The sequence below is a fragment of the Acinetobacter pittii ATCC 19004 = CIP 70.29 genome (assembly GCF_000369045.1).
GTDB classification, from domain to species: Bacteria; Pseudomonadota; Gammaproteobacteria; order Pseudomonadales; family Moraxellaceae; genus Acinetobacter; species Acinetobacter pittii.
In genome coordinates, this window is sequence record NZ_KB849786.1 from 1,124,464 (window position 1) to 1,147,347 (window position 22,884).

Sequence of the window (22,884 nt, forward strand, 5' to 3'; positions counted from 1 at the left end):
ATTTCAACTAATTCTCTACGAAGAAGTTTACTGTTGATAGCGTGACCAAGCTGATTTGTTGCAAAGTAGATCTATTAAAAAGGTACTTTTACTTTATATGAGCTTGCATTTACATGAGAGATAAAAAATATAAAAGATATACTTTGTGAGTTATTTCTTATTATTAAATAAATTCTCCTTAAGAAAGATATGAATATGATTAATAATCAAAAATTTATTATATTTAATAAGATAGTTTAACGACAATTAGAGGTATAGGGGATGGCATCTAAACGTTTTTGAAAAGCATGAGGATCCATAATATTTTTATACATTTGTTGATAAGTTTTTTTGTGATCTTCAATATTATGATAGTCGATAATTTCTTGGAGTTTGTCTTTGTATTCTATATGGCCAGCATTGAACATCGCTGCATAGTGTCCCCATAAAGCATATTGATATCTTAAAGCAGCTTTTGGGATCAAATTTATCTCGGTTAAATAACTATTTGCAGTTTTTTCATAGCATTCTTTTATTTGATAAGGGTCTCTTTTCATTTTGCTTAAAAAAATACATTGCATCTCTTGTAGCTTTGAACTATCTGTTTTAGCTAGTATTTTTTCGGTAACACTATATGCTTCATTAAGACAACCTAAATGTACAAGTATTTTGCGTTTAGTTTTTAAAATATTTAGGTTGTTCTCGTTAGAAGGTATCTTTTTCAATAATTTTTTAAATCTTAAGTGAGCAGTTGTTTGGTCTTGTTCTGTATTTAATTTGCAAATAATTTCATTATATTCATATATATAAGTATTAATTTTTTCATGTTGCTTATGGTTATCCTTCATATTAATTATTTTTGAAGGACTATCATCAGTATGGTTATTACAAGCGCTCAAACCTAAGCTTACTAAAGAAAATGCTAAAACTTTATGCACTACAACTTGTACCTTTTATTCTCTCTTAAGAGGTTTGAGAAGAATAATAAAATATAAAAGAAAATACTGTTTAGTTTATTATTTTTTGAGTTAATCATAAAACTAGTGCATAACATTTTATTGGCTAATTGAAAGAGCAATAAATTTAAAAGATGTGATGACCAAACAAGGTTTAAAGAGAGTGAAAATATATAAGTGATTAGAACCATTGATAATTTAATTTAAACAAATAGGAATAATTATTAATATATTGTTGATAACAATTATCATTCATGTTAATTTTTGTGCCGACTTTTGCTGCTGTGTAACAAGGACCAAAGTAGCAAAAGGCTAAGGAATCTCGCACAGCACATTGGTTATTATGGAATTTTCTTATGTACACTCCGCCCTTTAGAAAAGCGTTTACATCTCATCCCTTAGCACTTGCTATGGCTTTAATTGCTCCTTCAATTGTTTATGCAGATGAGACAAATGGAACAGCCACTTTAGAAACGATAAAAGTGCAAGCAGAAGAAGATTCCGCTGTTACCGAAGGTTCGGGCAGCTATACAGCAAAAAGCACAAATACTTCTACAAAATTAAATTTATCTCTTCGTGAAACACCACAGTCGGTGAAGGTTTTAACCCGTGAATATTTAGATGATCGGAAAATCGATTCTTTTCAAGATTTAATGAACAATATTACGGGTGTTTCGACGTCACGTACTGATGAGCGTCAGAAAGTTTATGCGCGTGGTTTTGAGGTAGATTATTACTTAATAGATGGAATACCGAGCACGATCAATTTAGGTACAGGGGACCTTGATTTAGATATTTATGATCGCGTCGAGGTGGTGAAAGGTGCTAATGGCCTAACCACAGGTGCGGGAAATCCAGCGATGGCGCTGAACATGATTCGTAAACATGCAAACTCAAAAGAACTTAGTGGTAATGTCAGTACATCATTAGGCTCATGGAACTCTTGGAGTAGTTCGGCAGATATTTCTGCACCGCTTAACGCTGATGGTTCATTGCGTGGACGTATGTTTGTGAAGCATTCTGATGAAAATTCATTTATGGATTTTTATGAGAAAGAACGGAATGTATTTTATGGTGCCCTTGATTATGATCTGAGCGATAAAACAAGTATGTCACTTGGAGCTACTTATCAAGAATTGCATCGTGATGGTATCCGCTGGGGTGGTACACCTGCTTTTTATACTGATGGGACCCGTACCAATTTTTCTAGAAGCTTAACAGTAAGTGCGCCTTGGACATATTGGGATGTGAATACAACGGCAGTGTTTGCGAACTTAAAGCAGAATTTATTTAATGACGTTAATTTAAATATTGCTTATACCTTCCGCAAAGAAGATACGGACTCAATGTTGTTATATACAGCTGGAAGAGTAGACAAGGCAACCAACACCAGTCCATTAGAAAATCCAAATGATAATTCTGAGAATAAAACTGATTATGTTTCTGTATATGGAGCAAAAGCTGCGAGTGAAGAAAACAATATTGATATTTTTATTAATGCCCCATTTACGCTTTTTAATCATCCACAAGAAATCATTATTGGCGGATCTTGGAATAAGAATGAAAAGACCAAAGATCTTTTTGGTGGATCTAACAAAAACCAAGACATTGAAAAATATTTAGGTGGTCCGCTTAACTATAATGATATAGCTCAAGAGTTGCTTCAGCCTGTTGTTTTAAACGGCAAAAATGCACTCAATGAAACCACACAAACTGCTGCATATATTGCGGGTAAATTTCAAATTCTGGACCCTTTGAAAATTATTGCTGGTGCACGTTTATCTAACTGGAAATATAAATCTGAAAATGACAAAGGTAACCGTGAATTTAACAATGAATTAGCACCATATATTGGCGCTATTTATGATTTTGCCCAAGATCATTCTGTCTATGCGAGTTATACAGAAATTTTCAAACCTCAAGATCGTAAAGATGTAAATGATCAATATATTGACCCGATTAAAGGTAAGAGTTATGAGACCGGCTTAAAAAGTGAGTGGTTTGGAGGGCGTTTAAATACAGCATTGTCAGTATTTCGAATAGAACAGTCTAATTTTGCTGAATTGATACCTGGAGTATTTATTGTCCGTAATGGTATACAAACTACAGAACAGGCCTATCGCGCTGTAGATGGGGTTGAAAGTAAAGGCTTTGAGTTTGAAGCTGATGGGGAAATTAACGATAACTGGGCTATTAATTTCGGTATTGCTAATTTTGAAGCAAAAGATGCAAAGGGTACGAAGGTTAATACGACAAACTCTCGAACAACTTCAAATTTATTTGTTAAGTACAAAGTTAATCAGTGGAGTGCAGGACTTGGCTTAAATTATAAGAGTAAATACTATACGGGTAGTGGAAGCTCTCGCATTGAGCAAGATGCTTATGTTTTAGCAAGTGCGATGCTTGGCTATCAAGTAGATAAAAATATTAAACTTCAATTTAACATCGATAATATTTTTGATGAGAAATATTATGAAGGTATTGGTGAAAACTCAATGAACTGGGGAACACCACGAAATGCAACGCTGAGTGTTCGTTATAATTTTTGATATAGACATACTCATAAGTAACCGATTTATAAAAGCCCTCAAAAGAGGGCTTTTTTGTGCGTAGATTGATTTATAAGCAGTTGTACTTATAAATATTATTTCCCTTTCAAATTCCATTCATTTTTGACAAAATGAAACATGTCACAATGGTCAATTAAAGTAATATGCCCATTAATAATTTTGCTTAAATTTTTGCAGGAATTTCGCATGCTACTTCTTAATTACTATACAATACAATCTCTTAACGAAAGTTTTTAATTAAAAATCTTAATGATATGTTAGAAGTATTTCGATCCACTTCAAGCAAACTGATATTGCTACTGGTTATTGTTTTAGTAGCCATACTGCAATATCAATTTTGGTTAGGTGAGGGTGGTTATCTCCCTCATCAAGCTCTCATGCAACAAATTCAGCAACAAGCTGAAGTAAATGAAGAGCTTAAAGAACGAAACCGTATTTTGGCAGCAGAGGTTTTTGACCTGAAAAATGGTACAGAAGCAATAGAAGAACATGCTCGCCTTGATCTTGGTTTGGTTAAACCACATGAGACATTTGTTCAAATGAGTACCATCAGTACCCATTACAAGCCTATTTATATTGACCCGAACGCTAAAGTTGATTTGGAAACGAATGAGACACCTGCATCCCCAGATATCCCAGACTAAATTATGGGCAGTTATTCCAGCTGCAGGGTCAGGAAGTCGATTTTCTAAAACTGAATTGAAACAGTATCAATATATTCAGAATACGACTGTTTTAGAACATACTGTTCGGCGCATAAGTCAACTTCCATTAAATGGTTATGTTCTGGCAATTGGTACCCAAGATACTTTTGCTCAGACTCTCGCATTTCAAGATATAGATAAGGCCCATTTTTGTATGGGTGGGGCGGAACGAGTCCATTCGGTATTAAACGCATTAAATCATCTTTTAACTTTTGCTGATGAAAATGATTGGGTACTTGTGCATGATGCAGCTCGGCCTTGTGTAACAATTGATTGTTTAAATGCGCTTGTGGCAAATGCAATTGAATCAAATCATAGTGCTATTTTAGCGATTCCTGTTCGTGACACTTTAAAACAGGTTGAGGCAAATAATCATATTAATAAAACGGTAAGTCGGGATTCATTATGGCAGGCTCAAACGCCTCAAATTTCTAAAATTGGGAAGCTCAAAAAAGCAATTGAATACGCTTTAGAAAATAACATTGCTATTACCGACGAGGCAAGCGCACTCGAATATATGGGTGAAACTGTGCAGGTTGTGATGGGGCGTTCTGATAATATTAAAATTACTTATCCTGATGATTTAGAGCTTGCACGTTTAATTTTACAATCACAGTCTTAAGATAAAAATCGAATAATAGGTTGTAGTTTTAATTCTAAAATAGCCTAAGTAAATATTTCATTTCTACATATCTATTTATAAGAATTAATGTTTTTTTACATCCCAAGTCTATAAGATTAGTTGAGTAATTTACTTAGATAATGTTCGATCATCGAACAAAATATATTTATACCGAACAAAACTGTATGTAGCTTACTAGATCAAAATACGAAAATTATCAAAAATGTTTAAAAGGGAAATCTAAGGGAAACACTCGGGATTGAGTGAAATATTTATCTATTCTTCTCGCCTCAGTGTGCCTAACTCTCTTATCTCTCTTCTTCAATGAGCACAATGGAGTTGTCTAATGATTGACAAAAGTAAGTCCTCACTAAGCGAGGTTCTATCGCAGATTAAAGATGGTGCAACCATTCTGATTGGTGGTTTCGGTACCGCAGGACAACCCGCTGAACTCATTGACGGTCTTATTGAACTCGGTGTTAAAGATTTAACCATCGTCAGTAACAATGCCGGTAATGGCGATTATGGTCTGGCGAAACTACTTAAAGCTGGTTCGGTTAAAAAAGTCATCTGCTCTTTCCCACGTCAGTCAGATTCTTATGTGTTTGATGAATTGTACCGTGCTGGAAAGATCGAGCTTGAAGTGGTCCCGCAAGGTAATCTGGCTTGCCGTATTCAGGCAGCTGGTATGGGTCTAGGCGCTGTATTTACCCCAACAGGCTTTGGAACTCTTTTGGCCGAAGGTAAAGAGACCCGTGAGATTGATGGGAAAGATTACGTACTTGAATATCCAATCAAGGCTGACTTTGCCTTGATTAAAGCCTACAAAGGCGATCGCTGGGGCAATCTGGTTTACCGTAAATCTGCACGTAATTTTGGCCCGATTATGGCGATGGCTGCTGATGTCACCATTGCTCAGGTTTCTGAAGTGGTAGAGCTAGGTGGATTAGACCCTGAGCACATTATCACCCCGGGTATCTTTGTACAGCACGTTGTACAAGTAGCGCCAGCACAGTAAGCAATAAGGAGAAATAACATGAGCTACCAGAAACTCAGCCGTGACCAGATTGCACAACGTGTGGCACAAGATATTCCAGATGGCGCCTATGTGAACTTGGGTATTGGCCTACCAACCAAAATTGCCAGCTACCTACCTAACGATAAAGATATTTTTCTTCATTCTGAAAATGGTTTATTGGCTTTTGGCCCACCGCCAGCTGCAGGTGGAGAAGACCCTGAACTGATTAATGCGGGTAAAGAATTTGTGACCATGCTTGAAGGCGGCAGCTTTTTCCACCATGGTGATTCATTTGCGATGATGCGTGGTGGTCACCTTGATATTGCAGTACTTGGTGCATTTCAGGTTGCCGCGAATGGTGACTTGGCAAATTGGCACACGGGAGCACCGGATGCGATTCCTGCGGTAGGTGGTGCGATGGATTTGGCTGTGGGTGCCAAGAAAGTATTTATCACTACAGATCATGTGACCAAACAAGGTGAACCGAAGATTGTGGCTGAGCTAACTTATCCAGTAACAGGTAAAAAATGTGTTGACCGTATTTACACGGACCTGTGTGTGATTGACGTGACTAAAGATGGTTTAAAGGTGATTGAGAAAGTTGAAGGTCTTAGCTTTGATGAGTTACAGGCTTTAACGGGTGCAACTCTGATTGATGCGACTCAAGAGTAAGGAAGTAGGGAAATGACATTAAAAAATGCTTATATCATCGATGCCATCCGTACTCCATTTGGCCGTTATGCCGGTGGCCTTGCACCCGTCCGTGCCGATGACCTTGGTGCTGTGCCGATTAAAGCCCTCATGCAGCGTAACCCAAGTGTAGATTGGGAACAGGTCGATGATGTGATCTATGGCTGTGCCAACCAAGCCGGTGAAGATAACCGTAATGTCGGCCGTATGTCAGCACTGCTTGCAGGTTTACCGTATCAGGTACCGGCAACTACCGTTAACCGTTTGTGTGGTTCTTCACTCGATGCGATTGCCATTGCTGCCCGTGCCATTAAAGCAGGTGAAGCGAATTTGGTGATTGCCGGTGGTGTAGAAAGTATGAGCCGTGCACCCTATGTGATGGGTAAGTCAGACAGTGCTTTTGGCCGTAGCCAGAAGATTGAAGACACCACTATGGGATGGCGCTTTATTAACCCTAAACTTAAAGAATTGTATGGTGTAGATACCATGCCCCAGACTGCCGAAAACGTTGCTGAACAGTTTAACGTCAATCGTGCAGATCAAGACCAGTTTGCCTTGGTGAGCCAACAACGCACCGCAAGCGCGCAAGCCAAAGGCTTTTTTTCTAAAGAAATCGTGGCAGTTGAAATCCCTCAGCGTAAGGGTGATGCTGTTGTGATTGATACCGATGAACATCCACGTGCATCGACCACCCTTGAAGCTTTAAGCAAACTTAAACCTGTGGTTAAAGCAGAGGGTTCTGTGACTGCGGGGAATGCTTCAGGCATCAACGATGGCGCAGCAGCTCTACTGATTGCATCTGACGAAGCGGTTCAGGCTTATAACTTAAAACCCCGTGCCAAGATTATTGCTTCAACAGCAGTGGGTGTAGAACCACGCATTATGGGTTTTGCTCCAGCACCAGCCATTAAGAAATTACTTAAACAAGCCAACCTGACTTTAGAGCAGATGGATGTAATTGAGCTCAATGAAGCTTTTGCTGCACAGGCTTTGGCAGTGACCCGTGATTTAGGTTTGCCAGATGATAGCAATAAGGTAAACCCAAACGGTGGTGCAATTGCATTAGGCCATCCACTTGGTGCATCAGGTGCACGCCTTGTGACCACAGCCTTGAACCAACTTGAGCAAACAGGTGGTCGTTATGCCTTGTGTTCAATGTGCATTGGTGTGGGCCAAGGCATTGCTTTGATTATTGAGAGAGTCTAATCATGAGCCAGTTATATGCCAGCTTGTTTTATCAAAAAGACGTCACTGACATCTTTAGTGACTCATCTTTAATCAAATATATGATTCAGGTTGAAGTTGCGTTAGCTCAAGCACAGGCAAAAGTTGGTGTGATTCCTCAAAATGCGGCTAATACAATTGCCCAAGTAGCTGAGCAGGCAATAGAAAAGTTTGATTTTTCAGCTTTGGCTGTCGCAACTGGCTTAGCTGGAAATATCGCAATTCCATTTGTAAAACAGCTTACAGCAATTGTTAAAGATGTTGATGAAGATGCTTCGCGTTATGTGCATTGGGGTGCAACGAGTCAGGATATTTTAGACACAGCTTGTATTTTGCAATGTCGTGATGCGTTGAACATTGTGGAAGCTCAACTTCAACAATGCTATGCGACTGCATTACAGCAAGCCAAGCAATATCGCCATCAAGTCATGATTGGGCGTACATGGTTACAGCAAGCTTTACCCATTACTTTGGGGCATAAACTTGCTCGTTGGGCTTCTGCATTTAAACGTGATTTAGACCGTATTCAAGCAATGAAGTCACGTGTACTGACTGCTCAGTTAGGTGGTGCTGTGGGTTCATTAGCTTCTTTGCAAGATCAAGGTTCACTTGTGGTTAATGCATTTGCGAAGCAACTGAATCTGACTGTACCGACAAGCACATGGCATGGTGAGCGCGACCGTATTGTAGAAATCGCAAGTGTGCTTGGCATGATTGTCGGGAATACGGGCAAGATGGCACGGGATTGGTCACTCATGATGCAAACTGAAATTGCAGAGTTGTTTGAACCAACCGCGAAAGGTCGTGGTGGTTCATCGACTATGCCTCATAAGCGTAATCCAGTTGCAGCAGCTTCAGTACTTGCAGCAGCAAATCGTGTACCAGCACTTATGTCTAGCATCTATCAAAGCATGGTGCAGGAACATGAGCGTAGCTTAGGCGCATGGCATGCAGAATGGTTAGCTATCCCTGAAATTTTTCAGCTTTGTGCTGGAGCATTAACTCGTACTGGTGAAGTTTTACAAGGTTTCGAAGTTAATGCTGAGCATATGCAGCAGAACCTTGACTGTACCAACGGGCTGATTATGGCAGAAGCTGTGATGATGGCGCTTGCTCCAAAAATTGGACGTTTAAATGCACATCATGTTGTTGAAGCAGCTTGTAAAACAGCCGTGGCTCAAAAGCAGCATTTATCTGAAGTTGTTAGTCAGTTAGATGAAGTAAAAGAAAATTTTAGTGAAACAGAAATTTTGGAAATATTTAAAGCAGAAAACTATTTGGGCAACATTCAAGCTCAAATTGATGCTGTTCTGCAAGAAGCACAAGGAGGAGACATAAAGTGAAACAGCTTATAACCAATCGACAAGGTAAACAGCTCGCTGTATACACTGACGGATTAAAAGATGCTCCAACACTTGTGTTATCTAACTCCTTAGGAACAAATCATGGAATGTGGCAGCCGCAAGTAGATGAGCTTAAAAGTCATTTTAATGTCATTACATACGACACACGTGGTCATGGCGAAAGTGATGTGATCGCTGAAACATCTTTACAAAATTTAGGTGAAGATGTTGCTGATATTTTAGATGCCTTAGATATTGAAAAAGCTCATTTTTGTGGCATTTCAATGGGCGGAATTACAGGGCTTTGGTTAGCTATCCATTACCCAGAGCGCTTTCTAAGTATTACTGTCGCAAATTCGGCGGCAAAAATTGGACAGGCTGAAGCGTGGTTGAGTCGCGCAGAATCAGTAGAACAAAATGGACTGGCTGAATTAGTTAAAACCACGCACACACGTTGGTTTAGCGAAAAATTCGACTATCAACATAATGTGGTTGCACAAACGACGATTCAAAGTCTTGCAAACACACCGGCACAAGGTTATGCAAATGCATGTCGTGCTTTAGCGTATGCCGATTTAAGAGATGAAATTGCACAAATCCAAATTCCGGTACTGCTGGTTGCGGGAACAGAAGATCCAGTAACTACAGTAGCAGATGCTGAGTTTATGCAGTGCGCTATCAACAATAGTCAGATTGCTAAATTGGAAGCATCTCATCTTTCTAATATTGAGCAACCGCAAAGATTTACTCAGGAATTGACTAGGTTTATTCAGCAAATCTAATAGCTTAGTGATTTAAAAGGAATTGGCCTTAAGGAGGCAAATATGGCGTCTCAGGATTACGCTGCACCAAATAAAAGTATCGATGCTCAAGCATTAATTAATGATGCTCCACTCAGTAAGTATCAATGGATGATCGCAATCATCTGTTTCTTAATTATTTTTACTGATGGTATTGATACTGCTGCAATGGGTTTTATTGCTCCAGCTTTGGCACAAGACTGGGGAGTTGATCGCTCTCAGTTAGGGCCAGTGATGAGTGCTGCACTTGGTGGAATGATTATTGGAGCTTTGGTTTCTGGTCCGACAGCTGACCGTTTTGGTCGCAAAATCGTACTGGCTTTTTCGATGCTTGTATTTGGTGGGTTCACCTTGGCATCTGCTTATGCAACCAACTTAGATAGCCTTGTCGTTTTACGCTTTTTGACAGGTATTGGACTTGGTGCAGCGATGCCAAATGCCACCACATTATTCTCTGAATACTGTCCAACACGCATTCGTTCATTACTCGTGACCTGTATGTTCTGTGGCTACAACTTAGGTATGGCTACAGGTGGTTTTATCAGTAGTTGGCTGATCCCGACTTATGGTTGGCACAGTCTATTTTTACTTGGTGGCTGGTCACCTTTGATTTTAATGATTTTAGTGATTTTGGTTTTACCTGAGTCTTACCGCTTTTTAATTGTGAAAGGTAAGAATCCTGAAAAAGTACGCAAAATCTTAAATCATATTGCGCCAACTCAAGTTCAAAATGCGACCGCATTCCACGTACCTGAAGAGAAAACTGAGACAGCTCAAAAGAAAAATGTCTTTGGAATTATGTTTTCTAAACCATATGCGAAAGGAACGCTTTTACTTTGGTTGACCTATTTCATGGGACTCGTGGTTGTTTACTTGCTTACAAGCTGGTTGCCAACACTTATGCGTGAAACAGGTGCGTCAATGGAGCGTGCTGCATTTATCGGTGGATTGTTCCAGTTCGGTGGTGTGGTAAGTGCCTTATTTATTGGTTGGGCGATGGACAAATTCAACCCGAACCGAGTGATTGCTATTTTCTACTTTGCTGCTGGTCTATTTGCGATTGCTGTTGGTCAAAGCTTAGGAAACTCAACATTACTTGCAGTATTGGTGCTTTGTGCGGGTATCGCAATTAACGGTGCGCAATCTTCAATGCCAGCGTTAAGCGCTCGTTTCTACCCAACTCAGTGCCGTGCAACTGGCGTGTCTTGGATGACGGGGATTGGTCGTTTCGGTGCGGTATTTGGTGCTTGGATTGGGGCTGTGTTACTCGGCAATGATTGGTCGTTTACCGCCATTCTTAGTTTATTACTAATTCCAGCGACTGCTGCGGCTCTTGCTGTATTTGTTAAATCACTTGTTGCGCATACCGATGCAACTTAATAGAGGTCTATCACAATGAATGATGAACAACGCTATAAACAAGGCATTGAAGTGCGGACTGAAGTTTTGGGTGAAAAGCATGTTGGTCGGTCTTTGCAGAACTTAAATGACTTTAACCAAGATTTTCAAAACTTTATTAGCCGTTACGCATGGGGTGAGGTGTGGTCTCGTCCGGGCTTACCACGTCATACACGTAGTTTAGTCACTATCGCAATTTTATTATCGCTTGGCCGTGAAGACGAACTACGCATGCATTTACGTGCTTGTTTTAACAATGGCGTAACTAAAGAAGATTTAAAAGAGCTGATCTTACACAGTTCACTCTATGCAGGTTTACCTGCTGCAAACGCTGCAATGCATATGGCTGAAGAAGTCTTTAAAGAGTTGGGGATAGAAGTAAACCCAATTGCAGCGAAAGAACAGGATTAAGGAGATAAAGATGTCACAACATAGCTGGGGTGCTTATGCCCAACGTAATACAGATGATCATCCACCAGCGTATACGCCAGGTTATAAAACAAGTGTATTACGTTCGCCAAAAAATGCATTGATCTCAATTAATGAGACTTTAACTGAAGTTACTGCACCGCATTTTTCTTCAAATTTGTTTGGCCCAAAAGATAACGATTTGATTTTGAACTATGCCAAAGATGGTTTACCAATTGGTGAGCGTGTCATTGTCCATGGCTATGTTCGTGACCAATTTGGTCGTCCTGTGAAAAATGCACTTCTAGAAGTATGGCAAGCCAATGCTTCTGGCCGTTACCGTCATCCAAACGACAAGTTTATTGGTGCAATGGATCCTAACTTTGGTGGTTGTGGTCGTACATTAACTGATGAAAACGGTTTTTATATTTTCCGTACCATTAAACCGGGTCCGTACCCATGGCGTAACCGTATTAATGAATGGCGTCCTGCACATATTCATTTCTCTTTAATTGCTGATGGTTGGGCTCAGCGTCTGATTTCGCAGTTTTATTTTGAAGGCGATACGCTCATTGATACTTGCCCGATCTTAAAAACGATTCCTTCTGAAGATCAACGTCGTGCCTTGATTGCACTAGAAGATAAAAACAACTTTATCGAAGCAGATAGCCGTTGTTACCGTTTTGACATCACTTTACGTGGCCGTCGAGCGACTTACTTCGAAAACGAATTGACTTAATCGGGAGCACTAGCATGAATAACTGGAATTTTCAGGAACTAAAAGAAACTCCATCTCAAACAGGTGGTCCTTACGTTCACATTGGGCTATTGCCACAACAAGCAAATATTGAAGTGTTTGAAAACAACTTTAATAACCAGCTAGTACAAGATCAGACCAAAGGTGAGCGTATTCGTCTTGAAGGCCAAGTGTTTGACGGGTTGGGTTTACCGCTACGCGATGTGCTGATTGAGATTTGGCAAGCTGATGCGAACGGTATTTATCCAAGTCAGGCAGATACGCGTGAGCAAAAAGCTGACCCAGCATTTCAAGGTTGGGGCCGTACAGGTGCTGACTTTGAAACGGGTGTTTGGAGTTTCAATACGATTAAACCGGGCGCGACAGCAGGCCGTAAAGGTTCAACTCAAGCACCTCATATTGCATTAGTCATTTTCGCTCGCGGTATTAACTTAGGTCTTCATACACGTGTTTATTTTGAAGATGAAGCTGAAGCAAATGCTAACGACCCAATTCTAAATAGCATTGAATGGGCACCACGTCGCCAAACACTTATTGCAAAACGTTTTGAAGAAAATGGTGAAGTTGTTTACCGCTTTGATATTCGTATTCAAGGTGATGACGAAACTGTATTTTTTGATATTTAAGAAACACCTAAGGCTACACCTGATTATTCAAGGATGCGTGTAGCCTTTTTAAGGATGAACGATATGAACATGAAAACATTATTAAGCCTAAGTTTGCTTGCACTCCCATTTTTTACTGCACAGGTGAATGCTGAACCTGTTGCTTTAGCTGCTCAAACACAACCTGCTAATACAGCCGTTAAAACGATTGTTCCGATTACCGCAAAAACCAAAGAACAAGCTTTGGCACAAGCTCAAGTCATTGCAAATACAGCAGATGCTGATTTGGCAGAGTTTCGTATCGATTTACTTAGTTTTGCGAGTGATACAAAACAAGTGATTGCTTTGGGCCATGAGTTGAAAAAGATTTTGGGCAATAAGCCAATGATTGCCACCATTCGTACCAAAAACGAAGGCGGCCAGCTTGAAATTAGTGATGTGGATTATGGTAAGACTTATCAAGCTTACTTAAAGAATCCGTTCATGGATTGGTTAGATGTTGAAATGTTACGTGATCAAAAAGTAGTTTCAGAAATTGTTCAAAAAGCACATCAAAAGAAAGTGCTGATTGTCATGTCTAATCACGACTTTCAAAAAACACCAAGCCAAGATGAAATTGAAAAACGCTTATTAAAACAAGATCAAATGGGTGCAGATATTCTCAAAATTGCCGTAATGCCAAAATCTAAACAAGATGTTTTCACTTTAATGAACGCAACTTTAAAGGTAAGCCAGCAAAGCACTAAACCTTTATTGACGATGTCAATGGGACAATTAGGTACGATTTCTCGTGTTGCGACTGCCAATATGGGCGGAAGTTATAGCTTTGGCATGATTGGTCAGGCTTCTGCACCGGGTCAAATTGATGTGACCAAGCTCAAACAGATTTTACAAACAGTTCAACCAACAAACCCATAAATCATAAGGATATGATGAAATGAATACATTACGTTTAACTACTCTTGCATTAGGTTTGATGGTTTCAGGCATAGCTGCGGCTCAAACTTATGTGGTTGACCGTTATCAAGACGATAGCAATAAAGGCTCTTTACGCTGGGCAATTGAACAAGCCAATGCAAACCCAAGCGAAGCTAGCGACATTTTGATTCAAGCAGTAGGCAAGGCGCCTTATGCGATTAAATTAAATAGTGCACTTCCTGAAATTAAAGCACCTGTCAAAATCATTGGTACCCAGTGGGATAAAACTGGCGAATACATCGCAATTGATGGTTCAAATTATATTAAAGGCGAAGGTGCAAAAGCTTGCCCTGGTGCAAACCCTGAACAGTACGGCACCAATGTACGTACGATGACTTTACCGGGATTGGTACTGCGTGACGTCAACAATGTCACTTTAAAAGGTTTAGACATTCATCGCTTCTGTATTGGGGTATTGATTAACCGTTCAAGCAATAACCTTATTCAACACAACCGTATTAGTAATAACTACGGTGGTGCTGGTGTTATGTTGACGGGTGATGATGGTCAAGGTAACCCAACCGCAACCACCACCAATAACAACAAAGTTTTAGACAATATTTTCCAAGACAATGGTGATGGTCTAGAGCTGACACGTGGTGCTGCGTTTAACTTAATTGCGAATAACCATTTTGTTTCAACCAAAGCAAACCCAGAACCATCACAAGGTATTGAAATCTTGTGGGGTAATGACAATGCTGTGGTTGGTAATAAATTCGAAAACTACTCCGATGGCTTACAGATCAACTGGGGTAAGCGTAACTACATTGCCTACAACGAAATGACCAATAACTCGATTGGTTTCAACATGACGGGTGATGGCAATATTCTTGATAGCAATAAAGTACATGGTAACCGTATTGGTGTAGCCATCCGTTCTGAAAAAGATGCAAATGCAAGAATTACATTGACTAAAAACCTGATTTGGGACAATGGTAAAGATATTAAACGCTGTGAAGCGGGTGGTTCATGTGTACCAGATCAGCGTTTGGGTGCAATTGTATTTGCTGTGCCTGCACTTGAGCATGCCGGATTTGTAGGTTCTCGTGGTGGTGGTGTGATTGTCGACCCATCTAAGCAACAAAAAACATGTACTCAGCCAAATGAACAAGGCTGTAATGCTCAACCTAATCAGGGCATTAAAGCGCCTAAATTAACTGCAAATAAAGGTTTAGTTGCGGTAGAAGTCAATGGTTTACCAAATCAACGCTATCAAGTTGAGTTTTTTGGCAACCAAAATGCAGCATCAAAAGAAGCTGAGCAATATTTAGGAACAATAACAGTAGCTACAGATGCACAAGGTAAAGCAAAAGCGAATTGGAAGCTGTCTGTAAAAGTTGCCTCAATTACGGCGAATGTAACTGATCGCTTTGGAGCGACGTCTGAACTGAGTTCGGCCTTGCAAACTAAATAATAACAATAAGGAAAGCGCCTCAAACTGAGGCGCAGCATAGAAATATAGAAATGATAAAAGGGACTTGAAATGCCAAATTTAATGAAATTGAGTGTTTTAACGCTCGCTGTATTAGGTAGCCAATTTGCGCTCGCGAATGAGCCTTGGTCACAAGACCGTCAATGGTTGCTAGGTGACTGGAATGGAAAACGCCAGCAATTAGAGCAGCAGGGCTATAAATTTACAGCTTCTATTATGAGCCAAAGTGCTACAAATTTAGATGGTGGTTACAACGACAGCAATACTTTTGAAAATGCTGCACAACTTTCTTTAGGTGCAAACCTAGATTTAGAAAAAATTGCTGGATGGAAAGATACAACAGCGAGCCTAGTCGTGACCAAACGTGATGGAAATGCGCTTACTTTGGAGCGTATTAAAGATCCACGTTCTAGCCAATTGGGTAATGCTCAAGAGATTTATGGTCGCGGTAAAATCTGGCGTTTATCTCAAGCATGGGTGAAGAAGGGCTTTATCGATAATACTGTACAGGTCAAATTTGGCCGTATGGGAATGTCAGAAGACTTCAATAGTTCTCAATGTGAGTTTCAGAACTTATTGCTTTGCGGTGGGCAGCTAGGAAAATCAATTGGTTCAATTTGGTACAACTCACCAGTTGGTGTTTGGGCTGCAAACGTTAAATATCAATTTGCGCCTGAGTGGACTTTGGGTGTCGGTGTTTATGAAGTAAATCCAGACAACATTAAAACCGAATCAAATAGTGATGGTTTTAATCTGGATATGAACAACGTGAAGGGTGCAACCATACCAGTTGAGCTCGCATGGAAACCAAAACTTGCTGCTTTTAATGGTTTACCGGGTGAATATAAAGTAGGTGCGCTGTATTCAACCGCAGAAGCGAATGATATTAAAACCGCGGGTAAAGTTCATGACGGAAAACAAAGTTTCTGGATTAATGCACAACAACAACTGACGAATAACGGCCAAGATCCGAAACGCGGTTTATATGTAAGTTTTAATGGCGTTGTAAATGATAAGGCAACAACTTTTGTTCAAAGTACGCAACAGCTTGCTCTTTGGTATAAGGGACCATTTGATAGCCGTCCAAATGATTCGATTGGTTTTGGTATAGCTAATTATGTAGTTAATGACCGTGCTAAAGATAAACAGATCGCAACAAACGAAAGTCGTGGATATTACAGCTATGATTCGATTGCATCTGACTATATTCCAATTCAAGACGACGAACTAAATGTCGAGTTGAACTATACCTATCAATGGTCTCCGGCCGTCATGTTACGTCCAAACATTCAATATATTCATCAACCTGCTGGTGTAAAAGAGGTTGATGATGCTTGGGTGGCTGGTCTTAGTGTGAAAGTCAATTTTTAACAATATTGATGGCTGGTTAGACATAGTTTAACTGGCCCAAATGCTTGAACTATTCGGGTTCAGTATATGTGGAGTAGGATCTATGTCTGAGTCAGATTCTAAGTTTCATATCTTATTCAAAATATGGTGTTTTATATTAGGTCTAGTTTTATTGGCTACTGGTGTTTTTTACATCGTAGGTGGTGGAAAGCTAGTATCTCTTGCTGGTTCTTGGTATTTCCTTATAGCAGGATTATTTATTACCATTTCTGCAATTAGTATTTTCCGAAAAAAAGCGCTGGGTGTCTGGATTTTTGCGGCTGTTTTTGTTGGTACCGTAATTTGGTCATTTGTTGATGCTGGATGGGAATTTTGGCCGTTATTTTCGCGCTTAATGTTTCCTGCTGGTCTTTTTGCTGCCTTGCTATTTACTTTGCCTTCAATCCGACGTTACCAATTTCAAACGAGTTTGGCATCTTCATCCTATGCGGTAGGTGGATTAGTTGTTGTGGGAATGTTGATTGCGCTCTATCAAATGTTCCAACCACATCCAACAGTAGCAAGTTCAGGTGAAAAACTACCTCTAGTACCAGTTGATCCTGCAAAAAAACAGGTAAATTGGGAAAATTATGGTAATGATGCAGGTGGTAGCCGCTTTGTTGCTCTCGATCAAATTAACCGAGATAACGTTCATAAATTAAAAGAAGCTTGGCGCTTTAGAACGGGCGACTTTACAACGGGTAGCGGTAATGGTGCCGAAGACCAAATGACTCCGCTACAAGTTGGAAATAAAGTGTTTTTATGTACACCACATAACAACATTTTTGCGATAGATGCCGACTCGGGCAAACAACTCTGGAAAGCTGAGGTGAACTCTACAGCCGATGCTTGGGAACGTTGCCGCGGTGTTGCATACTTTGATTCAACAAAACCGCTTGTACAACCAACTTTAGCTGGTGCAAATGCAGTAACTGCGGTTGCAACCAATACGGCATGTCCACGCCGTGTATATACCAATACACCTGATGGTCGTTTAATTGCAGTGAATGCAGATAACGGTCAGCGCTGTGCTGATTTTGGTGTAAATGGAACGGTTGATTTGCTAGAAGGTCTTGGGGCTGGAACAAAAGCGCCACGTTTTGAAGTAACTTCTGCACCGACTATTGCGGGTACAACCATTGTGGTGGGTAGCCGTATTGCCGACAACGTAGCCGCAGATATGCCAGGTGGTGTTATTCGTGGTTATGACGTGATTACGGGTAAACTTCGCTGGGCATTTGACCCGCGTAATCCAAATCCTAACTATGTTCTTAAACCGGGTGAAACCTATAAACGTAGTTCGGCAAACTCATGGGCTGCAATGTCATATGACCCGCAAATGAATACGGTGTTCTTACCTATGGGTAGTTCATCTGTCGACATTTGGGGGGGTAACCGTAATCCATTAGATCACAAATACAATACTTCTGTGTTAGCACTTGATGCGACAACAGGTAAAGAGAAGTGGGTATATCAAACTGTTCATAACGATTTATGGGACTTTGACTTACCAATGCAACCGAGTCTAGTCGACTTCCCATTAAAAGATGGTACGACTAAACCAGCTGTTGTCATTGGAACCAAATCAGGCCAATTCTTTGTTCTTGACCGTGTAACGGGTAAACCACTGACTAAAGTGATTGAACAACCAGTTAAACCTGCCAATATTCCGGGTGAACAATACAGCTTAACTCAACCTCGTTCAGTTGAAATGCCTCAAATTGGTAATCAGACTTTAACTGAATCAGATATGTGGGGCGCAACGCCGTTTGATCAACTGATGTGTCGTATTAACTTCAAGTCAATGCGTTACGAAGGCTTATTTACTGCACCAGGTACTGATGTTTCATTAAGCTTCCCAGGTTCGTTGGGTGGTATGAACTGGGGTAGCATCGCTTTTGACCCGACTCATCGTTATATGTTCGTGAACGATATGCGCCTTGGTTTGTGGATTCAATTGATGGAGCAAACTCCTGAAGATATTAAGATTCAGGCCAATGGTGGAGAGAAAGTAAACACAGGTATGGGAGCTGTACCAATGAAAGGTACACCATATAAAGTGAATAAAAACCGCTTTATGTCGGCTCTAAGTATTCCTTGTCAAAAACCACCATTTGGCACCATGACTGCAATTGACATGAAAACTCGTCAAGTTGCATGGCAAGTACCATTAGGTACAGTGGAAGATACTGGGCCGATGGGTATTAAGATGGGCTTAAAGGCACCGATTGGTATGCCAACAATTGGCGGGCCGATGGCAACTCAAGGTGGCTTGGTTTTCTTTGCTGCAACACAAGATTACTACTTACGTGCATTTGATTCATCTACAGGTAAGGAACTGTGGAAATCACGCATGCCAGTAGGTAGCCAAGGAACACCAATAAGCTATGTTTCACCTAAAACAGGTAAACAGTATGTGGTTGTTACCGCAGGTGGAGCACGTCAATCACCTGTGATGCGCGACGAGATAAATTCGGCATTTTTTTGAGATAATTGCCTCATCATCTCGTTGCACATTATGCAAAATTATTTCAATTAGAAGGTGTTCTACCTTTCACCTGTCCACCTGCAATGTTTGTGATCGTAACATTACCTTGGTAAATAAACCCAGCTAAACCAGCAACACCATTTCCAAGAGTTGATTCACTAGCTTTACCATTCTCACCAACGTTTCCACCATCGCCAGCTGCTAAGCCTGTTCCATCTGCACCACTACCCACAACAGATAGCGTTGCATTCGTACCAGCAATGTTCTCAAGTGTTTTGCCTTCAGGTGCAGTTTGATTGATATTACTGCCACCAGTGCCGAGTGGAACACCACCACCGCCTGCGCCAACCGCATAATACTGTTGAGCACCAATTGTATATTCTGATGTACCAGCTGCGCCACCGCCACCACCGCCTGCAATTAGGCCATAATTGCGTACATCAATAAAGCTACTAGCATTCTGAGCAATGATTGCTGTACCGCCATCACCGACCATAGCTGTATCGTCATCATAATAGCCGCCAGAACCGCCAGTACCATATATATGACCATAGTTAATGATTTGACGGCTTGAACCAGCTAACCAATTGCCTGAAGTAACGGCAACCAATGTCACACCTGAAGCAATAACAAAAATAGCTCTTGTTGCTGCTGTTGGTGCGCCATAAGTCTGAGTGAATAGCTCCAGTAGGCTTACACTAGAAAGATTTTGATCAATATAAACAACTTGACCATCTAAATCATTCTGATTGCTGTAATACGGATATGGGTAGTTATTTAAGTTCTCAAGATCAGTATTTGAAGCCCCAAAACCTGTAATTTCTAAATACGCAAAACGTTCTCTTTGACCAGGGGTGTTAGCACTGACATAGTCAAAACGGAAATTGATGACCGTTCTGCATTCCTGTAAGCCATCTTCCAGTGGGACTATCTCATTATAGATATCTAATAAACGAATGGCTGAATCGTCTTCGGCATCATTATTCTCTCTTTGACCTTGATAGAGTGCAGAGACATTTAAAATATTAGATAAGCCTATAGGTAAATAGACTTGAGCATTATAGTCACCGTAGACAGTGCGAACTTTAATAGTCTGTTTAACAACACCATTTGGCATGATATGAGCACTAATATTTTCTACTGTATGTTTAATCTGCCAATTCTGCGGATCATCTGTATAAATCTTTGGGTTTACAGTGGTCTCAGGTGTTAGAGTCCTATATAGAAGTCGAAAATCCTTTCTCATTACATATTGGGGATGTGGATTTAACGTATCTAAGTGATCTTGATCTGCTTTAATACGCGCATTACGTTCGTTATCAATTATTGATTGAACGATATCCACCGCAGCATCTAAATCATCTTTACCAGCCAATGCATCAAACAATTGACGACGTTTCTCTGGATCTAAAGTAATGCCTCTAAGCTCAAGTAGATTTGCCAATTCTTCTTGTATGGTATTGAGAAAATCTGGCGTGAGATAAGTTGCATCTTGTCCACTTAAATCTGAATTGTCATGAAAGCCCGTTTTACCAGCTCCGTTTACGTCTGGACGTGCGTTTACGCTATCAATTCGTTTCATACTTGTTCCTTGATGTCATACCGCAAATATGCTGGTAAATAGTTTTCAATAATGCAGCCCATGTCAGCTTTAACTGGCGCTTTTAAGATGAGTTTGACTTTAAACCGTAGGCTTTCTGTGTTGACTGGAGACGTACATGGTGCTGTGCATTGCATTGGCGTGTAACGTACTAAATCAATTAACTCCACACCAAACAGCGCTAAAAGTTCTTCTAGATAAGTCCGATTAAGGACGTTTTTAGTTTTCTGAACCCATTGAATGATCTGTAATCTTTCTTCAATAGTTTTTGAGCCATTTACTGTGCATTTGAGTGGTAGACCTAACGACTGCTCGTATTCATCCAGTAGCTCAACAGAAATACCTTCTATAAATGAAAGCAATCGTTTTGCGTCCAAATCCGCTTGTGCAAGTACTTTTGCGTGTGCATAGATGTCATCTGCAATATTTGTATTTGGTGAAGTGTCATAACCACCTACAGGTAATAATTGACGAAGTACTGAAGCATATAGCTCAACAGTTTGATCAAATGTCATGCGTAATCCACCGTCAAATTACCAATACGAAGCCAACCAGTAATAAGGTTGGTATTTATTGGCGCTAGATTGGTATTAGGCGTGATCTGTACATCAGCCACGCCCGCTAACTCTTTAATACGGCTGATTAGAGTTGTTATTACAAAAGGTTCGGCTGGCTTTAATTGCCCGACATATTCACGTACAACTTGCTCAACAACTTCCAGCCCAACAGAGCCTGTCACCAGAACACTAAGGTTTATATATTCTTTGGTTGGTGCATAAGCTCTTACATCAGCCCAGAAACCTGAATATTCTTCTAAAACTGCCTGAACAGCAGCTAATAAAGCACTACTTGGTGAGTTAGGCGGATTACCAGCAGCTGTAACTGCAACATCTAATGAACCAAGGCCACGACGTTTGGGAAAAATAAAAACATCTGCAACGCCTGATACATCTTTAACAATTCGTTCTAGATCAGCTTCACGATCACGAATTAAACCAAGCGCTTCCTTTGCCTGCATGCGTTGACGCCAAGCTTCTACTTCCTCAACATCAATGCCACCCGACATTTCAATAACATCGACCTGAGCGGCTACACCTGCTAAAGGGCTAACCCATAACAACTGTTGACCATCAAAGTTCCAGCTCACGCCAGCCTGTTCAGCAATGACTTGAATTTCTCTTGTTTTATTTGCACTCAGTTGCTCTTTGTACAAGGTGAGCCAATAACGACCTTTGCCATCTGTAAGTTTTGTACCAGCTGGAATAGTTACAGCAGTATTTGAAATGGCTTTGACACGTCCCGTAGCTTTAGAACCACCGTTGCGTGGACATTCCAGACGTACAGCATGTAAATAAAGGAAAGGTTCATCAGCTGTAGCAACGAACATCTGTTTTTGAATGTAGAGTTGATGATGGTACAAACCTTCTACTACTGAGGCGGTACCATCTGCACGGATCGCTGCATCGGAATCATCATTAATCGTTAAACCAGTCCTGTTTCTGATTTCCTGAACAATATCCTGACGAAGCTGAGAAAAACTTTTTATTGAAAACGCCATATCAACCACCTACAGCCACAAAATATGGAATTGTTTGCTTTTCACCAGTTAGCTTTGTTACTTCAATAAGCAAATCAACTTGGCTTTGCATCGTTTGAGTGGCCTTTACTACTACTGAAGCAAGACGATCTGGCACTAAGTCAGCTAAAGCTTCTTCAGCATATTGCTGCTCTAACTGGACAATACGTGGCACATCCTTTGAACGACGTAATGTATAAGAACGGCTCCCTATGTTTTTATCCTTCCAATACTTGCGACGATGTATGTTTAAACGCTGACAAACAGCCTGTACCACATCATCTTTAAATGCCTCATCAAGGCTGAGTAGCACATAATCTTTTGTTTCTAAGTTAATAGTTCCCATA

21 protein-coding genes are annotated in these 22,884 nt (G+C 40.4%); 16 read left to right on the forward strand and 5 right to left on the reverse strand.

Annotated features, from left to right (window positions below; genetic code table 11):
- Nucleotides 1–236 precede the first annotated feature (236 nt).
- Complete coding sequence (locus F928_RS09430; protein ID WP_005073998.1) at nucleotides 237–917, reverse strand: hypothetical protein; 681 nt, start codon at nucleotides 915–917, stop codon at nucleotides 237–239.
- 374 nt (nucleotides 918–1,291) lie between these two features.
- Here F928_RS09430 and chuA point away from each other — a divergent pair, with 374 nt between their 5' ends.
- The 16 genes from chuA (at nucleotide 1,292) to quiA (ending at nucleotide 19,361) form a co-directional block, all read left to right on the forward strand.
- Complete coding sequence (chuA, locus tag F928_RS09435; protein ID WP_005074001.1) at nucleotides 1,292–3,484, forward strand: TonB-dependent siderophore receptor; 2,193 nt, start codon at nucleotides 1,292–1,294, stop codon at nucleotides 3,482–3,484.
- A 275-nt stretch (nucleotides 3,485–3,759) separates the two neighbouring features.
- Entirely contained in the window at nucleotides 3,760–4,149 is a 390-nt protein-coding gene (gene ftsB / locus F928_RS09440) for a cell division protein FtsB (protein WP_005069056.1), read from the forward strand.
- On the forward strand, nucleotides 4,115–4,831 hold the full coding sequence (gene ispD / locus F928_RS09445; RefSeq protein WP_005074002.1) for a 2-C-methyl-D-erythritol 4-phosphate cytidylyltransferase: 717 nt from the start codon (nucleotides 4,115–4,117) through the stop codon (nucleotides 4,829–4,831). The genes ftsB and ispD overlap by 35 nt, the downstream gene beginning before the upstream one ends.
- A gap of 346 nt (nucleotides 4,832–5,177) precedes the next feature.
- On the forward strand, nucleotides 5,178–5,849 hold the full coding sequence (locus F928_RS09450; protein ID WP_005074004.1) for a 3-oxoacid CoA-transferase subunit A: 672 nt from the start codon (nucleotides 5,178–5,180) through the stop codon (nucleotides 5,847–5,849).
- A gap of 18 nt (nucleotides 5,850–5,867) precedes the next feature.
- The gene (pcaJ, locus tag F928_RS09455; protein ID WP_005074007.1) at nucleotides 5,868–6,521 is read left to right on the forward strand and encodes a 3-oxoacid CoA-transferase subunit B; all 654 of its coding nucleotides are present in this window, start codon (nucleotides 5,868–5,870) and stop codon (nucleotides 6,519–6,521) included.
- A gap of 12 nt (nucleotides 6,522–6,533) precedes the next feature.
- Nucleotides 6,534–7,745 (forward strand): 3-oxoadipyl-CoA thiolase, encoded by a 1,212-nt coding sequence (gene pcaF, locus F928_RS09460; protein ID WP_005074009.1) that lies wholly within the window; start codon nucleotides 6,534–6,536, stop codon nucleotides 7,743–7,745.
- A 2-nt stretch (nucleotides 7,746–7,747) separates the two neighbouring features.
- Nucleotides 7,748–9,106 (forward strand): 3-carboxy-cis,cis-muconate cycloisomerase, encoded by a 1,359-nt coding sequence (gene pcaB, locus F928_RS09465; RefSeq protein ID WP_005074011.1) that lies wholly within the window; start codon nucleotides 7,748–7,750, stop codon nucleotides 9,104–9,106.
- Nucleotides 9,103–9,888, forward strand: a complete 786-nt coding sequence (gene pcaD, locus F928_RS09470; RefSeq protein WP_005074013.1) for a 3-oxoadipate enol-lactonase — start codon at nucleotides 9,103–9,105, stop codon at nucleotides 9,886–9,888. Before pcaB ends, pcaD begins: the two co-directional genes overlap by 4 nt.
- Before the next feature lie 42 nt (nucleotides 9,889–9,930).
- Nucleotides 9,931–11,286: a 4-hydroxybenzoate transporter PcaK gene (locus tag F928_RS09475; protein ID WP_005074015.1), complete on the forward strand. Its 1,356-nt coding sequence runs from the start codon at nucleotides 9,931–9,933 to the stop codon at nucleotides 11,284–11,286.
- 15 nt (nucleotides 11,287–11,301) lie between these two features.
- Complete coding sequence (gene pcaC / locus F928_RS09480) at nucleotides 11,302–11,715, forward strand: 4-carboxymuconolactone decarboxylase (RefSeq protein WP_004701356.1); 414 nt, start codon at nucleotides 11,302–11,304, stop codon at nucleotides 11,713–11,715.
- A gap of 10 nt (nucleotides 11,716–11,725) precedes the next feature.
- Nucleotides 11,726–12,451 (forward strand): protocatechuate 3,4-dioxygenase subunit beta, encoded by a 726-nt coding sequence (gene pcaH / locus F928_RS09485; protein ID WP_000077913.1) that lies wholly within the window; start codon nucleotides 11,726–11,728, stop codon nucleotides 12,449–12,451.
- Nucleotides 12,452–12,465: 14 nt separating this feature from the next.
- Nucleotides 12,466–13,095 (forward strand): protocatechuate 3,4-dioxygenase subunit alpha, encoded by a 630-nt coding sequence (pcaG, locus tag F928_RS09490; protein WP_001067208.1) that lies wholly within the window; start codon nucleotides 12,466–12,468, stop codon nucleotides 13,093–13,095.
- A gap of 69 nt (nucleotides 13,096–13,164) precedes the next feature.
- Nucleotides 13,165–13,992, forward strand: a complete 828-nt coding sequence (gene aroD / locus F928_RS09495; RefSeq protein WP_080632679.1) for a type I 3-dehydroquinate dehydratase — start codon at nucleotides 13,165–13,167, stop codon at nucleotides 13,990–13,992.
- A 19-nt stretch (nucleotides 13,993–14,011) separates the two neighbouring features.
- Nucleotides 14,012–15,466 (forward strand): right-handed parallel beta-helix repeat-containing protein, encoded by a 1,455-nt coding sequence (gene quiC / locus F928_RS09500; protein WP_005074020.1) that lies wholly within the window; start codon nucleotides 14,012–14,014, stop codon nucleotides 15,464–15,466.
- A gap of 69 nt (nucleotides 15,467–15,535) precedes the next feature.
- Nucleotides 15,536–16,855 (forward strand): carbohydrate porin, encoded by a 1,320-nt coding sequence (gene quiX / locus F928_RS09505; protein WP_002120967.1) that lies wholly within the window; start codon nucleotides 15,536–15,538, stop codon nucleotides 16,853–16,855.
- A gap of 82 nt (nucleotides 16,856–16,937) precedes the next feature.
- Nucleotides 16,938–19,361 carry a glucose/quinate/shikimate family membrane-bound PQQ-dependent dehydrogenase gene (quiA, locus tag F928_RS09510; protein WP_005074022.1) on the forward strand — a complete coding sequence of 808 codons (2,424 nt, stop codon included), beginning with the start codon at nucleotides 16,938–16,940 and terminating at the stop codon, nucleotides 19,359–19,361.
- A 43-nt stretch (nucleotides 19,362–19,404) separates the two neighbouring features.
- On the opposite strand, the gene F928_RS09515 is transcribed toward quiA, so the two are convergent.
- From F928_RS09515 to F928_RS09530, 4 genes are read right to left on the reverse strand one after another with little or no spacing between them, the layout of a single operon-like run.
- A complete protein-coding gene (locus tag F928_RS09515) occupies nucleotides 19,405–20,943 on the reverse strand; it encodes a hypothetical protein (protein ID WP_005074026.1) in 1,539 nt (512 codons plus the stop codon).
- Nucleotides 20,940–21,476, reverse strand: a complete 537-nt coding sequence (locus F928_RS09520; RefSeq protein ID WP_005074028.1) for a putative phage tail protein — start codon at nucleotides 21,474–21,476, stop codon at nucleotides 20,940–20,942. The genes F928_RS09515 and F928_RS09520 overlap by 4 nt, the downstream gene beginning before the upstream one ends.
- Nucleotides 21,473–22,519: a baseplate J/gp47 family protein gene (locus F928_RS09525; protein ID WP_005074031.1), complete on the reverse strand. Its 1,047-nt coding sequence runs from the start codon at nucleotides 22,517–22,519 to the stop codon at nucleotides 21,473–21,475. Before F928_RS09525 ends, F928_RS09520 begins: the two co-directional genes overlap by 4 nt.
- Before the next feature lies 1 nt (nucleotide 22,520).
- Complete coding sequence (locus F928_RS09530) at nucleotides 22,521–22,883, reverse strand: phage GP46 family protein (RefSeq protein WP_005074033.1); 363 nt, start codon at nucleotides 22,881–22,883, stop codon at nucleotides 22,521–22,523.
- Between the last annotated feature and the right edge of the window lies 1 nt (nucleotide 22,884).

Bases quoted from the DNA above. Each gene is read 5' to 3' on its own strand.
- chuA (WP_005074001.1), top strand. From the start codon at position 1,292: ATGTACACTCCGCCCTTTAGAAAAGCGTTTACATCTCATCCCTTAGCA.
- ftsB (WP_005069056.1), top strand. From the start codon at position 3,760: ATGTTAGAAGTATTTCGATCCACTTCAAGCAAACTGATATTGCTACTG.
- ispD (WP_005074002.1), top strand. From the start codon at position 4,115: ATGAGACACCTGCATCCCCAGATATCCCAGACTAAATTATGGGCAGTT.
- F928_RS09450 (WP_005074004.1), top strand. From the start codon at position 5,178: ATGATTGACAAAAGTAAGTCCTCACTAAGCGAGGTTCTATCGCAGATT.
- pcaJ (WP_005074007.1), top strand. From the start codon at position 5,868: ATGAGCTACCAGAAACTCAGCCGTGACCAGATTGCACAACGTGTGGCA.
- pcaF (WP_005074009.1), top strand. From the start codon at position 6,534: ATGACATTAAAAAATGCTTATATCATCGATGCCATCCGTACTCCATTT.
- pcaB (WP_005074011.1), top strand. From the start codon at position 7,748: ATGAGCCAGTTATATGCCAGCTTGTTTTATCAAAAAGACGTCACTGAC.
- F928_RS09475 (WP_005074015.1), top strand. From the start codon at position 9,931: ATGGCGTCTCAGGATTACGCTGCACCAAATAAAAGTATCGATGCTCAA.
- pcaC (WP_004701356.1), top strand. From the start codon at position 11,302: ATGAATGATGAACAACGCTATAAACAAGGCATTGAAGTGCGGACTGAA.
- pcaH (WP_000077913.1), top strand. From the start codon at position 11,726: ATGTCACAACATAGCTGGGGTGCTTATGCCCAACGTAATACAGATGAT.
- pcaG (WP_001067208.1), top strand. From the start codon at position 12,466: ATGAATAACTGGAATTTTCAGGAACTAAAAGAAACTCCATCTCAAACA.
- aroD (WP_080632679.1), top strand. From the start codon at position 13,165: ATGAAAACATTATTAAGCCTAAGTTTGCTTGCACTCCCATTTTTTACT.
- quiC (WP_005074020.1), top strand. From the start codon at position 14,012: ATGAATACATTACGTTTAACTACTCTTGCATTAGGTTTGATGGTTTCA.
- quiX (WP_002120967.1), top strand. From the start codon at position 15,536: ATGCCAAATTTAATGAAATTGAGTGTTTTAACGCTCGCTGTATTAGGT.
- quiA (WP_005074022.1), top strand. From the start codon at position 16,938: ATGTCTGAGTCAGATTCTAAGTTTCATATCTTATTCAAAATATGGTGT.
- F928_RS09515 (WP_005074026.1), bottom strand. From the start codon at position 20,943: ATGAAACGAATTGATAGCGTAAACGCACGTCCAGACGTAAACGGAGCT.
- F928_RS09520 (WP_005074028.1), bottom strand. From the start codon at position 21,476: ATGACATTTGATCAAACTGTTGAGCTATATGCTTCAGTACTTCGTCAA.
- F928_RS09525 (WP_005074031.1), bottom strand. From the start codon at position 22,519: ATGGCGTTTTCAATAAAAAGTTTTTCTCAGCTTCGTCAGGATATTGTT.
- F928_RS09530 (WP_005074033.1), bottom strand. From the start codon at position 22,883: ATGGGAACTATTAACTTAGAAACAAAAGATTATGTGCTACTCAGCCTT.